The organism is Lysinibacillus sp. UGB7, from assembly GCF_049058285.1.
GTDB classification, from domain to species: Bacteria; Bacillota; Bacilli; order Bacillales_A; family Planococcaceae; genus Lysinibacillus; species Lysinibacillus sphaericus_B.
Genome location: NZ_JBMGUV010000004.1, coordinates 60,427 through 76,637 on the forward strand (window position 1 = coordinate 60,427; position 16,211 = coordinate 76,637).

Sequence of the window (16,211 nt, forward strand, 5' to 3'; positions counted from 1 at the left end):
CTTGTTCAATATTGGACAAGGTCTTTTTCTGTATGCATCGTCCATTGATTACCCTTTATTCGGATTTCAATTGTGCCATCTATTGCGGTTGTCCTTGTCATTAATTGGCGTTTTCTAAAACGCTCTACGACCATCTCATGTGGGTGTTTGTAGCGATTATTGAGCCCTGCACTAAAAATCGTCAATTCAGGCTGTAAGAGCTCAACAAAGGGCTCGATGCTTGACGTTTTACTGCCATGATGCCCTGCCTTTAAAAGCGTCATATTCGCTATGTGGCTTCCATAAAGCTTGATGAGCTCTCTTTCCCCTTTCTCCTCTAAATCACCTGTTAAAAGCGCCCTAAACGTCCCTTGATGCATATATAAGACAATTGAATCGTCATTGCCCTCGTAATTCGTATCATGGGGCCATAAATAATGAAAGCTTGTCTCGCCCACTTGCCATGCAGTTCCTTGCATCTTTTCTTTAACAGGCACCTTTTGTTGCTTTGCTTCTACTAACAAATCTTGCATCACAGGTTTATCTATTGAGTCTGGTGTCACATGAATTTCTTCCATGCGAATTTCTTTTAATACTTCCTCTGCTCCCTCTACATGGTCAGCATCAGCATGTGTCACTAAGAAAATATCTATTGTTCGTATACCCTTGCCCTTTAAAAAAGGCACAACAACCTGTTTTCCAACCTCATAGGGGCTAGTAGGCGTCTTCCATGGCTCCTGCTCAAAACGAAGAAGCCCACCGGCATCCACAACATACACAGCCTGCCTAAAAGGTAGTTCAATAACCGTACAATCTCCCTGCCCTACATTTAAAAACGTAAGCTTTGTCTCGCTATACAACAATGGCGCTACGTGAATACAAATAACGGGAAAGCAGAGCACAATAACGAACTTACCATAGTGTCTAGCCTCTAAAAAATATAAACCTACTAACACACTGACAAATGCCATACAGACAAGCCAAATGGCAGGCTTACCAGGTGTCCAAAGCTGAAACGGCAATGCTTGTAAATATATGATTGCCTCGGTCAACCAAACACGTAATGGCTCATATATACTGAACATGAATTTTGCCATAGGTATGGATATAGCCGTCATACCAAGCAGTACAATATTAGCTGGTAAAATGATAAATGAAAACAGTGGTACGAATACTATATTCGTTAAAAAAGAAGAAATTGAAACTTCATAGAAATGATGGAGCAATAACGGATATACAAAAAGTTGGCATACAACTGTTACTAAAAATGACTGCATCAACCAGCCCTTTGATTGCTTAAAAATCATTCCTGAATAGACAATACCCAGCGTTGCTAAATACGACAATTGAAAACCTACCTGAAAAATCACACCAGGTTCAAGCAGTACAAATCCTATAAAGCTAATTGCTAGTGCATCATCAATGGGCACTTGCCACTTCACATAGCGCATCAGCATGACAAATTCAACGACCGAAACTGCACGCCATACCGAAGGGGCACCACCAGCCAAAATTCCATATACAGGTAAAACAACGAGTAAAATACCCCTCGCTAGTTCTTTACGTACGCCAATGCGCAATAGACCTTCGTAAAACAACCATGACACGAGTGCCACATGTAGACCTGAAATGGCAAACAAATGCGTAATGCCGAGCTTTTGATAAGCACGCTCCAGTTCATCGTCGACATGGTCTTGCAAGCCTATGAGAAGCGCCTGGGCCTCTGCAACGAGTGACTGTGGAAACGTAGCCTCAATATGTTGTTTCAAGTACCATCTTTGCTTGGCCAGAAAGGCTCGAATTGATTTTTCTGCGGATACATATGACCAGCTTGTCACTTCGACTATGCCATTTGCACCTTTACTCACTAAATAATCGTGCATCGAAAAAGCGTATTTATGTGCGGGTGGATTTGGTGCTACAAGTTCACCTTGCACATGATACCTAAAGCCTGTAATCGGTGTATTTTCATAAAAACTTTTCTCCTGCTCAGAGGAGAAGGTATACACGATATATAGTTTCTCACCTGTCTCAGTTTTCGCAAAACCACGTAGTTTTTGTCCATTGATTTTATAGTCGTTTGTCCATGTTAGTTGAAAGGATGACGGTAAAGGGGAAGGTTCCGTCAAGTGAACGATTGATAAGAAGAGAAATGAAAGAAGTCCAGCACCCACAACGAACGCTGAATTTACATGTGGCTCACCTTTAAAGGTAAGCCACATTGCTAATAGTAGTAGCATGATAAGTAGCCACGCGGACTTGTGTACCGCTAATGATGCTACAAGTAATGCCAGTGCTACGTATATCCATTTATGCTTTACAGTGTTTTTCCAAATAATGCACTCACCTTCTGTTCGTAGGGGAGTAATTTTTCTGCAGGGAGGCCACTCTCACGTAACTCGTGCAGCATGTCTATGTACAAGGCTAATTTTTCATTGCTTAAGAAGTCAATTTTACGTTCATCAAATGGGACGTGTAAGACTTCCACACCAGCTTTTTTGAATAATTCTTGTGCATACGGATTGTTTTTATAATCTGTTGCATAATATACGCGCTCAATGCCCGCTTGAATAATTGACTTTGTACATGGCAGACAGGGGAAATGCGTAACATAAAGGTCTGCTCCCTTCGTCGGTGTACCGTACTTTGCACATTGTAGGAGTGCATTCATTTCTGCATGTATTGTACGCACACAATGATTATCAACGACATAGCAGCCTGCTTCTATACAATGTTCATCACCAGTAATCGAGCCGTTATAGCCCCCTGCAATAATCCGTTTATCACGTACAACCGTTGCACCTACTGCTAGTCTTGTACACGTGCTTCGTAAAGCGAGTAAATGGCTTTGTGCCATGAAAAATTGATCCCAAGTAATACGCTCCATATGACTACCTCCAAAAATTTTAGGCAATCGATACTTACTGTCAACGATCGCTTTTATACTATAGTGTAGCCCTTTTTGAAATGAGTCGTCAATATCACATACTATTGAAGAGTTTAGTTTACCGTAATTGAATCTTTTAGTTTTTCAAATGTCTTATCGCCTATACCGGTAATCTTTTTTAAATCTTCTATTGACTGAAAGCTACCATTTTCCTGTCGATAAGCAATGATGCTTTGCGCCTTAGACGGACCAATTCCTGATAAAGTTGTTAGCGCCGCCTCATCTGCCTTATTTATATTAATCTTTCCATCTTTCACGCCTTCACTGCCTGTAGATGCTTCACCAGCCGGCACAGCTATAAAACTAGATGATACATGATCTAGTTCTTCACCCTTCATAGGAATATAAATGACCATTTCATCTAACACTTTTTGTGCATGATTAATAAACTGCGTATCTGCATCCTCTGTATAGCCACCTGCTAGCTGTACCGCATCTATGATCCGTTGCTCAGGTTTAAGCTCATAGACACCAGGATGAAAGACAGCACCTTTTACATCCACAATCACCTGTTGTGAGACCGCTTCTTGGACAGGCTCTATTGATGCAGTTTGGTCAGTAAGTTGGATTGTTTCGATGAGCTCTTCTTGGGGAGGTGAAGAGTCAGAACTCGAAAAATAGAAGTAACAAAGTCCACTGATGACAAGCATGCCGGGGAGCAACATACTTTTTCTATACTTTTGCCATAAAGATTGGATCATTAAAAACATCCTTTCTATGCAAAAGGCACATCATATGGAGCTCCCTTTATCATACAATATTGCCCTATAATTGAAAAGTATTCTATCAATCTATTATCGATTTATATTTTAATTGAAGTTCTTTCGTTAACACACGTTCCTTATTGAAATGGTTAACATAGACACACTGCATCATATCTTCCTCGTCAAGTAACATATCCGTAAAAATACGCTGAATAATAGGTGCTAACTCTTCCGGATTTGCATACATCGTATTCCAAGCTCGAACTTTCAACTCTAAATCATTGCCAAGTGCTGCTTCTTCTAAAACCTCTATGGGTACAGGCTCACTAAAATGTGCGTAAGGGTCCTCATAGACGGCTGTATGTATAAAGTGAATACAGTCCCCTAATTGATCTGCAACACGTCTATCACCCACGAAAACGCCATTTTCATTTACATTTAAATTGCCCTCTTCCAATTGTAAAAATGGAGATTGCTTGTGAATTGCCATTATTTTTGATTTTACCTGCGGAGCAAAAAATAATAAACCATGCTCTAACTGCAAGGTTTGCATATACAATTCGAAATCATTTTCTATAAAATCATAATAAGCTTTAGGTCGATAATAATAATCCGCATCGATGTCCTTTGCTTCAATCGTCCACTCCGTCTCAGGGCAATCGACCGTAACACGTAAGGCTATTCCATTGGCTGTCTTTTGCAACTCATCATAAACATAATACTGACCTGCTACGAGCTCGCCAGCCTCCATCACAATATTCGTAAACGTTAAGAATATGATTGATTTAGTTGTAAAGCCCCCTGTTGTATCAATAGTTAGCTTAATATGATGATCCAAACGCTCAACATCAACTATTCTCGTATCATGTAAGGATTGCTCAAAAACCTCACGTACTGTGTTTTTTAAATAAGGTAAGGTCTGCACTTTTTGATGGTAAGCCGCTTCTAAAACAGCATCAAATTTAGCAATATGTTGTTGCTGCCATTTTATATAATCTTCTCGGACAGCTTTTGCAAGTTGAGGTGTATTCATCGTACCATCTAGCACATACGTATGAAAACGCTGTGGTAGAAAGCTTAGTAAATAATCCCGTAGTTCCATGATTTCCCTGTTTTTTTCCTGCAGTAAATTAAGTCCCTGCTCTTGAGCATACGCTATTTCATCCGCCCAGGCGGCATCGTTTTCAACAAGCGTTAGCACATGCGCTTGCTCATAAGCCTTTTTATGCTGTAGCGATAAATTCCACATACAATCACCTCATTTCTATTATATTAGCGTATATATCGTCAAAGTGTCATAAACTTTATGCCACTTTTAATGATTCTGTTCCATAAATTATATAATTTATGGAACTAATGGAGTTATTATAAGGGAGGAATCATTATGAAGGTGAGAACTGCCTCTATTGAAGATGCACAAGCAATAGCAAGAGTACATGTAGATAGTTGGAAAAGTACATACGTAAATATTATTCCACAAAGCTATCTTGAACATTTATCTTATGAAAAAAGAGAAAATTTGTGGCAACAAAATATCCTGAACGAATATGTATTTGTTGCAGAAAATGATAGTGGCGAAATTATTGGTTTTTGTAGTGGAGGTAAAAATCAAAACGACGAATATAGTGATTTTGAAGGGGCATTAAGTTCAATATATTTAATAGAAAATTATCAAGGTAAAGGCATTGGAAAACAGCTAGTACAAACAATTATTCAATGTTTAAGAAATTCTGGCATGAATTCAATGCTTGTATTTGCGTTAGCAGATAATCCATCAAAATACTTTTACGAAAAATTAGGAGCTTCTTTTATAAATAGCATTGACATAAAAATTGCTAATAGGAAGTTAATAGAACATGTTTATGGTTGGGAAGATTTAAAATCCTCAAGTACTTATTTCAAGGATTTACGATAAGAAGCAAATACAAAAAAATACCTGCTCCTCCATATGATAGAGACAAGTATTTTTAAATATTAATTTTTACTGGTAGCTAACTAAAAAAGGCAGTACTATTGTTATTTTTGTTAATAAAACATGACCAACAATTCGTTTATTTTCAACGGCAACTAAAGACAATTGTGGTTGAAAAGCAGCTGAATTTCGCAATCGTGCTACTAATTCATGCTCTGTTTGGTCACTCATTTCTTCATGTGCAAACGCAGCTCTCACTACGTCTTCTGTTTCCTTATAATCTGATACTTTTTCTTGTCTAATGACTATTTCCAAAAAGAACAGCTCCTTCCTAACAACCATATTGAATTAAAAAACAGCCCGATAAAGTTTAGAACTTCAACCGGGCTGTGTCTATTATTTCACCGCACGTATAAAAATGCGTTCGCTTTCGTTTTCAGGTGCTTCCTCTGTAAAATCAGCCGTTACCTCAACATCCTTAAAACCGATTGTACGAAGCCATGTCATATACTGTTCAAGCGGGAATGTGCGTTGTATATGCTCCTCGTCGAAGCGCTCGTACAAGTCACTTGCCCCATCACGCACATAAAACGTCATTTGATGGACAACAGCATGTTCAAAGTCACCAGGTTCGGTATGCCATACATAACTTATATCACCGTCATCATACGTAAAGGGACCATCTAAAAAGATTTCATCCATTTTAAATAATGAATGGACATCAAAGAATAGCTGTCCACCTTCTCGTAAAGCCTCAAAAATACGCTCTAGTGTTGCATATACTTCTGCTTCCTCAACGACATAATTGAGTGAGTCAATGGCAATTGTGACAACATCAAGTTCCGCAAAACCGTCTAATTCATGCATTGACATGCAATAAAGTGGTATCTGCAATCTTACAGCTGCAAAACGCTCCGCTGCAATCGCCAGCATCTCCTCAGATAAATCGACGCCACTCACCTTGTAGCCAGCATCTGCAAGTAAGAGACCAAGCACACCCGTACCACAGCCAATATCTAAAAGATTCGGGTATTGTTTACTCGGTGCATGCCGCATAACCCATTCCACATAGCGACTATAAGGAATATCAATTTGCAGCTCATCATACACCTGAGCAAAACGCTCATAACTACTCACTTACGCCTCAGCAATGTCTAGCTGAGGTGCATCGCCCCATAGACGCTCTAAGTTATAATAAGCACGCTCATCTTTGTGGAAGACGTGTGCCACAACATCACCTAAGTCTACAAGAATCCAACGTGCGCCATCGAAGCCTTCCACACGACGAATCTCATGGCCCTCTTTCACTGCCACATCTTGTAATTCACGTGCAATAGCTTGCACTTGGCGGTCTGAGTTACCATGAGCAATGATGAAGTAATCTGCTAATAGTGAAATACCCTGCATATTTAACACGACAATATCCTCACCATGTTTGTCGTCAATTGCTTTGTAAGCTGCCTGTAATAAAGTTGAAGTCATCCTTCACTGTCCTCTCTTTTCATCAAATCGTTATAACAATCTATTGATAGTGGATAAATCGGTTGCCTCGTGTCAATTAAAAACGCCAATGTATGACGCACACAAGCACTCACGGCCTTATCCAAATTCTTTTGTGCTTTTTTGCGCAGACGTTCTACTCCGTCAAATTGACGATTTGGTTCAATCATATCTGCAACAAAAAGTATTTTTTCTAAACGGCTCATGCCCACACGTCCTGTCGTATGAAAACGAATAGCATTTAATAAATCCTCATCCGCAATGCCAAATTCATGTTCTGCAATATACGCACCGACTGGCCCATGTAGTAATTCACTACCCCATCCAATAAGACGTTGATCTAGTTGTTGTTCGCGAACAATTTTTTCCATCCAAGCAATATCTGCATACTTTGCAATATCGTGAAGTATGGCCGCTGTTTCAGCTCTTTTCTCGTCCTCGCCATACACTTTCGCTAAGGCAATCGCTGTTTCCATTACACCTATCGTATGAATATAGCGCTTTTCAGGCATTCGTGGCTTAATCGCCGCTAAATACTGTTCACGTTCCATACAGACCTTCCTCTCGTATGAACGTCTCTACCACTTCTGGCAATAAAAATGTTACCGTTCCACCAGTAGCAAGGCGTTCGCGAATCAAGGTTGACGATAAATCGATTTGTGGCACTTCCACCATTAATACAGGGTACTCTGTTTGTGCCTCCGTACTTGGACGTTTCACACCTACAAATTGCACAAGCTTTACTAATTCGTCGATACGATACCATGTATGGAGAGAATCAATCATATCTCCACCAATAATAAAGTAAAACTGAACATCAGGCTCTCTTCCACATAATGCAGCAAGTGTTTCATACGAATAGGATACGCCACCTTTGACTACCTCATACGACTCTACACGAAAATGCGGATATGGAGTTATTGCACGCTTTACCATTTCAAGTCGAGCTGTATCACTTGCATCATGACGTGCCAGCTTATGCGGTGGTAGTGCATTCGGCATAAAACGAATCTCATCTAATGCCAAGGCATGAAATACTTCATTTGCCATCATTAAATGCCCGATATGAGGTGGATTAAACGTCCCTCCGAGTAAACCGACTTTCTTCATTGCCTCACCTTATTTCGCTACTTTGGGTAATACAATCTTTTTGTTATTGCGTGATTCTTTATATAAAACAACTGTTAGACCTATTAATTGTACAAGCTGCGCATGCGTACCCTTTGCTAGAGCATCTGCCACATCTTGCTTGTCCTCTTCACAGTTATCTAAAATACGTACCTTAATAAGCTCACGTACCTCTAATGCTTCTCGAATTTGCTTTGTCATTTCGTCACTAACGCCGCCTTTCCCTACTTGGAAAATCGGTGTTAAATGATGTGCTTCTGCACGTAAAAAACGCTTTTGTTTACCTGTTAACATAAAAATTATTGTCCTCCTAATTGCGCCTTCAATTGCGCAATCATTGAATTTGTATTTGGATATTCGCCAAGCCAGTAATTGAAAGCAATCGCTCCTTGATGCACGAACATCCCAAGACCTGTTACGACGGTTGCCCCTTTTTCCACAGCCGCTTGTAAAAAAGGCGTCATTAATGGATTATACACAATATCTGCAACAATTGCGCCTTTTGCAAGTCGATCTAGTGAAAATGGCATTGAAAAATTGCCCGTAGCAAGCCCAGCCGACGTCATTTGCACTAAAATGCTGAAGTCAGCCAATGTTTCCTCTGCTTGTGCCAATGTAATGGCACGGCCAATACCCAATTCATCAACAATAGTCTGCGCATTCGCCACTGTCCGATTAGCAATGGTTAAATTCGTATAACCTTGCTGTTGCATCGCAAATGCAATCCCACGTGCTGCACCACCAGCTCCAATAAGAAGCACAGGCTTTTCCTTGTGCGATTTGCCAACAGCTTCTTCAAGTGAATGAACAAATCCAACGCCGTCTGTATTATACCCTCTTAATTTGCCTTCTTTTGTACGTACTACGGTATTTACTGCTCCCATTTTTTCTGCTAACTCATCTAGCTCATCTAAATAAGGAATGATCGTTGTTTTATGTGGGATTGTGACGTTCCAGCCACTTGCACCCAATATTTTAAAACCAGCAACGGCTGCCTCTAAACTTTCAGATGTTACATGCACTGGAATATACGCCGCATCGATCATCATTTCTTCAAACCATGCATTTTGCATTGCTGGTGATTTAGAATGCTCGATTGGATCGCCAATAACCGCAAACCACTTCTTCATTTTCTAGTGCCTCTTCTCTCCTGTTTGTTTATTAAATGAGTGACGGACGAATCGATACTTGTACACCTTTTGGCGCATGTGCTGCAACGACAACATTTGCATGCTGTATCGTAATCCAACCGAGACCAGAAAACACCACATCGGTTTTCGCTTCTTTTATCGAAAACTCATGACGTACCAAATCTGGTAGCTGGTCGATAAAGTCTGAAGTTGGTGGTGCCAGTAACTCCCCTTTATGCTCAGCATATAATGCATCCGCCTTTTCAAGCTTCGTTCTGTGAATCGGCAAATCATTTGCCACATGTACCGTAAATGCTGAACGCTCCCCTTGGATAAAGTCAAAACGAGCAAGGGCCCCAATAAATAATGTTTGACCAGCATTTTGCTGATAAACTTTTGGCTTAATTTCTTTTTTGGGCATAATATATTTCAATTCACTTGCGTCAATATGGTGTGCCATCTGATGGTGATTAATAATTCCTGGCGTATCATACAATGCACTACCATCATCAAGTGGTATTTCAATCATATCTAATGTTGTTCCTGGGAAATGAGAGGTTGTAATTACTTCTCCTTCACCAGTTGCTTGTTTAATAATGCGGTTAATGAAAGTCGATTTCCCAACATTGGTACAACCTACAACGTAAACATTTTGTCCGTTACGGTATTCGTCGATAGCTTCCATTGCTTCAGCCATCCCGTTGCCCTTATGCGCACTGACTAAAAGTACATCAATTGGTTGTAAGCCAAGAGCCTTTGCTTCACGTTTTAACCAATTAATGACTTTTTTAGGCTTGACAGACTTGGGTAGTAAATCGGCTTTGTTTGCTACTAGTAACACTGGATTTTTGCCAACGAAGCGGTGAAGCCCTGGCAACCAGCTCCCATTGAAGTCAAAAATGTCAACAATTTTTACGATTAAGCCTTGCTGTGTTCCTAGACCATTTAAAATACGTAAAAAATCATCATCCGTTAATGACACTGGTTGAATTTCATTGTAATTTTTCAAACGGAAGCAACGTTGGCATATGACCACGTCTTTTTCTAATGATGATGGGGGTGCATACCCAACTGCTGTTTTATCTTCTGTTTGAATTGTCGTACCACAGCCAATACAATTTGGCATTTCGTTCATTCTTTTTCCTCCCAAGTAAGTATTCCTTTTCGTTTTAAATCACTGAACACTCGGCGCTCAATGAAACGATTAAATTTTGTAACGAGTCCATCTGATTGTGCAACTGGTTTTACTAAAACCGTATGCAAGCCTAATCGATTGGCACCCATTACGTCTGTTAGTAGTTGATCTCCTACCATTACTACTTCATTTGGACGTAACCCTAGTTGAATAATGGCACTATAAAATGCATTACGGAATGGCTTTTTCGCTTTATGAATATACGGAATCCCCAGTGGTTCAGCAAAATGTTTAACACGCGCCTCGTTGTTATTCGATGCGATGATAATACGAATACCCGACTCTTTCATAATACGTAGCCAAATAATTAGCTCTTCCGTTGCATCTGCACGGTCCCACTCCACAAGCGTATTATCTAAATCCGTAATAATGCCTTTAATGCCTAGTTCTTGAAGCTTTTCTGGTGTTATTTCAAAAATACTCGTCACAAATTCATCTGGTAATAAAAAATTATACAAAATAGCGACCCCTAATCTAAATGTATTATTCGACCATTATAGCATATTTGCGAAGGCTTCACCCATTCGAATTGGGCTTCCCTGCACTACATTATCAGTAAATGCAATGGCATCTTTTTCAAATAGCATAACCACTGTTGAACCAAATGAAAAATAACCGACTTCCTCACCCTTACGCCAATGGGCTGTCGTATTTGTCAGCACGATGGAGTTTACAAAGGTAGCACCAACTTTAATGAATGCGACTTGCTGGTCATTTGCCACTTTCAACTCTGTCACAAGGCGATAATTATGCGAAATCGGTTTTTTACCATATGTGAGACCAAGTTGATTTACAGGGTAGGATGTTTGACCTAGCGTATATTGTCGTAGTACATGGCCATCAATCGGGCTATGCATTCGGTGATAATCTGCTGGGCTTAAGTAAAACACGATGTAATGTCCATCTGCATATTGAGCAGCCCGCTCTGCATTACCTAGTAAATCCTGTAAAGAATAGGGCTTGCCTTTTACAAGAAAAGTCATATCCCATTCAATACGTCCAAAAGATTCCACTTTCGCATCAACTGGACTTGCATAGATTGTAGGACTTTGTTCGATTGGTCGTGCTTCTTCTAATAACTCTCTCGTAAAAAAGTCGTGCAAACTTGAAAATTGTTGTGTTTTTTTTGAAACTTCTTCAAGGTTAATATCGTATATTTTCATATAGCTCGGAATAATACGTCTACTCCACTTTGCTTTTGCAATTGTTTGCAAAATATGGGAGGACTGCTTGCCATTTGTTAATTCTATCAAGCGTTGATACAGTTTCTCTTTCATAAAGCAAAACTCCTATCGATTAAATTAGACTGTCAATTTTTTCGCATCCGAAGTATAATGGTACAATATCTTAAGTGCAAAGGAGTGATCCCCCTTGTTTTTTTATCACAAGTTGGTGGATACCACGGTTAAGAAAATGAAATCGCACGCAGCAAACTTCATTACAATTAGTAATATGTCCTTTGGTGGCGCGGCCATTATGGCCACTTTACATGAATATTATAGCTACAGTGTCCTGTTTATCTTTATTGCAGCCCTTCTTGATCGCTACGACGGAAAAGTAGCGCGCGCGCTCGGACAAGAATCTGCGTTAGGTAAGCAATTAGATTCTATGAGTGATATTATATCATTTGGTGTAGCGCCTGCATTATTAATGTACGAAGTTGTCTTGGTCGACTTTGGTTTTGTCGGCATGATGATGACTGTTCTATACATCGTCTGCGGTGCGATGCGATTAGCTCGCTTCAATATTAGTGAAGCTAATGGCTTTTTCACAGGGTTACCGATTACAGCTGCTGGTACGTTATTAACATTAACGTATTTTGCATCTAATACGTTCCACCCTGCGTTTTATCTTTTCTTGTTTCCAATACTAGCGTTATTAATGATTAGTACTATCACGCTAAAAAAAGTGTAACAGCAACTTGCTGTTGCACTTTTTTTCATTGAACGCCGTTTCTTAACATATACTGTCGAAAAATGGGGAAAGGATGAAATCATTCAATGAGCGGAATTTTTACTTCTATGCTTCAATTATGGCTTGAGATCCCTGCTTTATTAGGTTACTTAAAAGGGCAAACATTCCATAAACCCTTTTCAAAGGAAGAGGAAGCTGCTTGTATTGAACGATTTTTAGGTGGCGATGAGCAAGCACGTCTAGATTTGATTGAACGCAATATGAGACTCGTCGCACATGTCGTAAAAAAATTCCATCCAAAACATGAGCAGCTCGATGACTATATTTCCATCGGTACAATTGGTCTTATGAAAGCCGTAGAAAGCTATACCCCTGACAAGAAAACCCGATTAGCAACGTACGCAGCACGCTGTATCGAAAATGAAATTTTAATGCACCTGCGCACCCAAAAGAAAGTTCAAAAGGATGTATCCTTATTTGAACCAATCGGTACAGACAAAGATGGCAATGCTTTGCAAATTCGTGATCTCCTGCAATGTGATGAAGAGAGCGCGACAGAAAAAATCGAACACAAGGAGCATGTTGCACAGCTGTATCGCTATTTGCACATGCTCGATGAAAGAGAGCTTGAAATTGTGACACTTCGTTATGGCTTAAATCATCAGGATGCACTGACACAAAAAGAAATTGCTGCCCGCTTGAACATTTCTCGTAGCTATGTATCTCGCATTGAAAAGCGAGCACTCATTAAACTCTATCAATTTTACAAAAGAGATCAAAAGTCTATTGAGTAGTTTATTGTAAATTGTTAAAGACAAAAATTCAACATATCGTTTCGTCTCCATGTATCCTTCTGCCTTGGCTTGTGCGCTTTTGGACAAAAATCACTTACTGTTGAACATGTAAAAATGTCGAGGAATTTTGAATGGTGCGGCACCAATATAACACATACCCACTTTACGTAATTATTTGTATCCATTTCATAATTCACTTTCATATCAATAAAGGCAAATATTATGAATGAAATAAAGTAATTATTCCTATCACATAGGTATATTCCGCTGGATTAGCTCCCTAACACTCCTAACAAAATATACGTGTTTCTTTATAGAAAAACTATTTATGAAATGAATTACCTTAAATAACATTTAGCCCACTCTAAATAATTCATGAGCTGTATACTCCTGGTGCATATAAGAAAAAGCTCCTTTGTGGCTTTCACAGCCTCAAAGGAGCTTTCTACACAGTTTAATGAGTGGATTCACTAAGTTCAGCTGAAATAAGTGAACCGATTAACGTCGTAAGAATGACTACGCCTGCTGTCAAAAATAACATCATTCATGCCTCCCAACCGAATGCAAAAAAATTAATCCCATATGATGTGGTACTCAGACGCCCACAAGAGTAGGTGGGCCATTTGAGAGGGCTAATAGGAACACAAATGATACACATACAAAATTCACAGCAGTTTGTGGAATCGTATGTGGAATGCGTTCCTGCCGGTCAACTAAAATCGTTGGATACGAAGGACAGGACATTCTGTATCATGGCTTGCACAACATGTCCAGTACATCGAAAGTTTCCATCGATTAAAGTTTATTTTATTAATGACAGTGTAGCATTTGTTTACACAGAAAACTGTGATTTTTCTCACTCGCTGGTCACTCATTTTGTCCATTTTGTGTAGATTATAGCGAAGAAATCGCTTTTAATACTACCTGTGTCGAATGTTTTGCTGCTACTGGTAAAAACTCATCAAAGCTGATGTTTGATTCTTTTCCTGCAATATCTGATAATGCACGAATCACAACGAATGGCGTGTCAAATTGATAACAAACTTGCGCAACAGCTGCCGCTTCCATTTCGACCGCTTTCATTTGTGGGAAATGATGACGTACAGCTTCCACACGTACTGGATCATTCATAAAGGCATCACCTGAACAAATTAAACCAATATCATATTGATGTTCGCCTACTGCCTTCACAGCCTCTTCAGCGACTTTCATAAGCTTTGCATCCGACTTATATGCAGCAGGCATACCAGCCATTTGTCCAATCTCATAACCAAAAATCGTCACATCCACGTCATGATGACGCACTTCATCTGAAATGACAACTGCACCTACTTCTAATGCTTCGTCATAGCCTCCAGCTGAGCCAGTATTAATGACCACATCTGGTTTAAATTCATGTAATAAAATGGTTGTTGACATCGCTGCATTGACTTTACCAATACCGCTCTTTAATAAAATAACTTCTTTGCCCTCATATGTTCCTGTTGTATATTCACTACCTGCAATTGTTGTGCTAGTAGCACTTTCTAAAGATGCACGTAATAATTCTACTTCTTCTTCCATTGCACCGATTACAGCGATTTTCATGTGTATGTTACTTCCCTTCTATATTCAACTCTATTAAAAATAATCAATAGAGTTACTTTCGTCAATAGGCACCTTCCAATGTATTCAGTTGCTCAAGCTTTACAGGCAACCAGCCCTCATTGTTAACCCATTCCATGCTCACACGATATATTTCTGTCTTGTCATTCGTAGATATCGTGGCTATGGCTGTATCAGCACTACCATTATTTTTTAGACGCCAAATAATCATATTGTCTTCGGCGATGCCTGTGGCAGCTGTAATGGTCGCTACTTTTTCAGCCCAGTCTACAGACTTGGCATCATACGATGATACATGCTCACCTGTTTGTGTTGTAGGTGTAGGTTGCCAGCTCTTATCTGTCACTACACGGTCAACAATTGGATTATCCGATGGTGTTTCTTCAGTTGTGTCCTGCTCAGGCTGTATTGATTCCTCTATAGGCTTGTCATCTTCAGATACTTCCTCGTCGACTTCGTCTTCGACGTCTTGCTCTTTCGGATGTTCTTTCGTCGCATCATCGTTCTTTTGTTCTTGAATTGGGTCCTCTTTTACGGTTTCTTCTGTGTCGTCTTGCCATTTAAACACATACATTGCCGTTATCACAATTAGTATAAGGACAATGCCAATTAAAACATTTAAAAGTTTATCGAACTTTTTTTTGCGAGATGGCTGCAGATGACGATTGCTTCGCGTTTGTCGTTCACTCATGAAGACTCCCCCTCTCTAGCCAATATTTTAACAAGTTCCTGACCACTTGCAAAATAAAAACAGCTAGCTTCTCTTAAATTAAGAAAAGCTAACTGCTTGTACACATCGATTATTTAATCGAAATAATTTTAACTTTCATCTCGCCACCAGGTGTTTGGACAACTACTTCTTCACCTTCTGCTCGTCCTAGTAAGCCTTTAGCAATTGGAGATTCATTTGAGATGCGGAATTCCATTGGATCCGCTTCTGCTGAGCCAACGATTGTGTATGATTCTTTATCTGTTGATGGTTTGCCATCAATAATCTCTACAAATGTAACCGTTTTCCCAAGTGAAACTACACTGTTATCTGTTTGATCTTCTGTGATAATAACCGCGTTACGAATCATAGATTTTAAAGTAGAGATTCGTCCTTCTAAAAAGGCTTGTTCTTCTTTAGCAGAATCATACTCAGCATTTTCAGAAAGGTCCCCGAAGTCACGTGCAATTTTTATACGTTCCACGATTTCCTTACGTGTTTCTGTTTCTAATTTCACTAATTCTTCTTCTAATTTTTTCTTACCCTCTGCTGTCATTGGGTACTGTTTTTCATTTGACAAAGTTATTCACTCCTTATTTCTTCAATATAAAAACATAAAACTCGACCAAATGCATGCAATGATGCAGTTAATCGAATTTTATTATTTTTAATCCATTTCAAAATGCTCTTTGAC

Annotated in this window: 19 protein-coding genes and 1 pseudogene; 3 read left to right on the plus strand and 17 right to left on the minus strand. The window is 39.5% G+C overall.

Annotation, left to right across the window (positions count from 1 at the left end; genetic code table 11):
- Positions 1-5: 5 nt before the first annotated feature.
- The 4 genes from ACOMCU_RS05590 to ACOMCU_RS05605 form a co-directional block, all read right to left on the minus strand.
- Complete coding sequence (locus ACOMCU_RS05590) at positions 6-2,219, minus strand: DNA internalization-related competence protein ComEC/Rec2 (RefSeq protein WP_421049631.1); 2,214 nt, start codon at positions 2,217-2,219, stop codon at positions 6-8.
- Between the two features lie 77 nt (positions 2,220-2,296).
- On the minus strand, positions 2,297-2,866 hold the full coding sequence (locus ACOMCU_RS05595) for a ComE operon protein 2 (protein ID WP_010859946.1): 570 nt from the start codon (positions 2,864-2,866) through the stop codon (positions 2,297-2,299).
- Between the two features lie 113 nt (positions 2,867-2,979).
- Positions 2,980-3,627: a helix-hairpin-helix domain-containing protein gene (locus tag ACOMCU_RS05600; RefSeq protein ID WP_421049632.1), complete on the minus strand. Its 648-nt coding sequence runs from the start codon at positions 3,625-3,627 to the stop codon at positions 2,980-2,982.
- An 85-nt stretch (positions 3,628-3,712) separates the two neighbouring features.
- Positions 3,713-4,879 carry a DUF4085 family protein gene (locus ACOMCU_RS05605; protein ID WP_421049633.1) on the minus strand — a complete coding sequence of 389 codons (1,167 nt, stop codon included), beginning with the start codon at positions 4,877-4,879 and terminating at the stop codon, positions 3,713-3,715.
- 135 nt (positions 4,880-5,014) lie between these two features.
- Here ACOMCU_RS05605 and ACOMCU_RS05610 point away from each other — a divergent pair, with 135 nt between their 5' ends.
- Entirely contained in the window at positions 5,015-5,545 is a 531-nt protein-coding gene (locus ACOMCU_RS05610) for a GNAT family N-acetyltransferase (RefSeq protein ID WP_010859949.1), read from the plus strand.
- 93 nt (positions 5,546-5,638) lie between these two features.
- Here ACOMCU_RS05610 and ACOMCU_RS05615 read toward each other — a convergent pair.
- The 10 genes and pseudogenes from ACOMCU_RS05615 to ACOMCU_RS05660 all read right to left on the minus strand — a co-directional run.
- Positions 5,639-5,884 (minus strand): annotated as a pseudogene (locus tag ACOMCU_RS05615) (GNAT family N-acetyltransferase); the annotation flags it as partial.
- A 54-nt stretch (positions 5,885-5,938) separates the two neighbouring features.
- Entirely contained in the window at positions 5,939-6,679 is a 741-nt protein-coding gene (locus tag ACOMCU_RS05620) for a class I SAM-dependent DNA methyltransferase (RefSeq protein WP_010859951.1), read from the minus strand.
- Positions 6,680-7,024 (minus strand): ribosome silencing factor, encoded by a 345-nt coding sequence (rsfS, locus tag ACOMCU_RS05625; protein WP_010859952.1) that lies wholly within the window; start codon positions 7,022-7,024, stop codon positions 6,680-6,682. It abuts the gene before it with no gap.
- Positions 7,021-7,593, minus strand: a complete 573-nt coding sequence (yqeK, locus tag ACOMCU_RS05630) for a bis(5'-nucleosyl)-tetraphosphatase (symmetrical) YqeK (protein ID WP_010859953.1) — start codon at positions 7,591-7,593, stop codon at positions 7,021-7,023. The genes rsfS and yqeK overlap by 4 nt, the downstream gene beginning before the upstream one ends.
- The gene (locus ACOMCU_RS05635) at positions 7,583-8,152 is read right to left on the minus strand and encodes a nicotinate-nucleotide adenylyltransferase (RefSeq protein ID WP_010859954.1); all 570 of its coding nucleotides are present in this window, start codon (positions 8,150-8,152) and stop codon (positions 7,583-7,585) included. Before ACOMCU_RS05635 ends, yqeK begins: the two co-directional genes overlap by 11 nt.
- Positions 8,153-8,161: 9 nt before the next feature.
- Complete coding sequence (gene yhbY, locus ACOMCU_RS05640; protein WP_010859955.1) at positions 8,162-8,464, minus strand: ribosome assembly RNA-binding protein YhbY; 303 nt, start codon at positions 8,462-8,464, stop codon at positions 8,162-8,164.
- Positions 8,465-8,469: 5 nt separating this feature from the next.
- Positions 8,470-9,300 (minus strand): shikimate dehydrogenase, encoded by an 831-nt coding sequence (aroE, locus tag ACOMCU_RS05645; protein WP_010859956.1) that lies wholly within the window; start codon positions 9,298-9,300, stop codon positions 8,470-8,472.
- Positions 9,301-9,331: 31 nt separating this feature from the next.
- The gene (gene yqeH, locus ACOMCU_RS05650; protein WP_010859957.1) at positions 9,332-10,435 is read right to left on the minus strand and encodes a ribosome biogenesis GTPase YqeH; all 1,104 of its coding nucleotides are present in this window, start codon (positions 10,433-10,435) and stop codon (positions 9,332-9,334) included.
- The gene (locus tag ACOMCU_RS05655; protein ID WP_010859958.1) at positions 10,432-10,953 is read right to left on the minus strand and encodes a YqeG family HAD IIIA-type phosphatase; all 522 of its coding nucleotides are present in this window, start codon (positions 10,951-10,953) and stop codon (positions 10,432-10,434) included. Before ACOMCU_RS05655 ends, yqeH begins: the two co-directional genes overlap by 4 nt.
- A 36-nt stretch (positions 10,954-10,989) precedes the next feature.
- The gene (locus tag ACOMCU_RS05660) at positions 10,990-11,772 is read right to left on the minus strand and encodes a phosphatidylserine decarboxylase (protein ID WP_010859959.1); all 783 of its coding nucleotides are present in this window, start codon (positions 11,770-11,772) and stop codon (positions 10,990-10,992) included.
- A 136-nt stretch (positions 11,773-11,908) separates the two neighbouring features.
- On the opposite strand from ACOMCU_RS05660, the gene pssA reads away from it, so the two are divergent.
- A complete protein-coding gene (gene pssA, locus ACOMCU_RS05665) occupies positions 11,909-12,409 on the plus strand; it encodes a CDP-diacylglycerol--serine O-phosphatidyltransferase (protein WP_051112205.1) in 501 nt (166 codons plus the stop codon).
- An 86-nt stretch (positions 12,410-12,495) separates the two neighbouring features.
- The gene (gene sigK / locus ACOMCU_RS05670; RefSeq protein ID WP_010859961.1) at positions 12,496-13,203 is read left to right on the plus strand and encodes an RNA polymerase sporulation sigma factor SigK; all 708 of its coding nucleotides are present in this window, start codon (positions 12,496-12,498) and stop codon (positions 13,201-13,203) included.
- 894 nt (positions 13,204-14,097) lie between these two features.
- Here sigK and mtnN read toward each other — a convergent pair.
- From mtnN to greA, 3 genes are all read right to left on the minus strand, one after another.
- On the minus strand, positions 14,098-14,790 hold the full coding sequence (gene mtnN / locus ACOMCU_RS05675) for a 5'-methylthioadenosine/S-adenosylhomocysteine nucleosidase (RefSeq protein WP_219362506.1): 693 nt from the start codon (positions 14,788-14,790) through the stop codon (positions 14,098-14,100).
- Between the two features lie 61 nt (positions 14,791-14,851).
- Complete coding sequence (locus tag ACOMCU_RS05680; protein WP_421049634.1) at positions 14,852-15,499, minus strand: YrrS family protein; 648 nt, start codon at positions 15,497-15,499, stop codon at positions 14,852-14,854.
- Positions 15,500-15,608: 109 nt separating this feature from the next.
- Positions 15,609-16,097: a transcription elongation factor GreA gene (gene greA, locus ACOMCU_RS05685; protein ID WP_010859964.1), complete on the minus strand. Its 489-nt coding sequence runs from the start codon at positions 16,095-16,097 to the stop codon at positions 15,609-15,611.
- Positions 16,098-16,211: the final 114 nt, after the last annotated feature.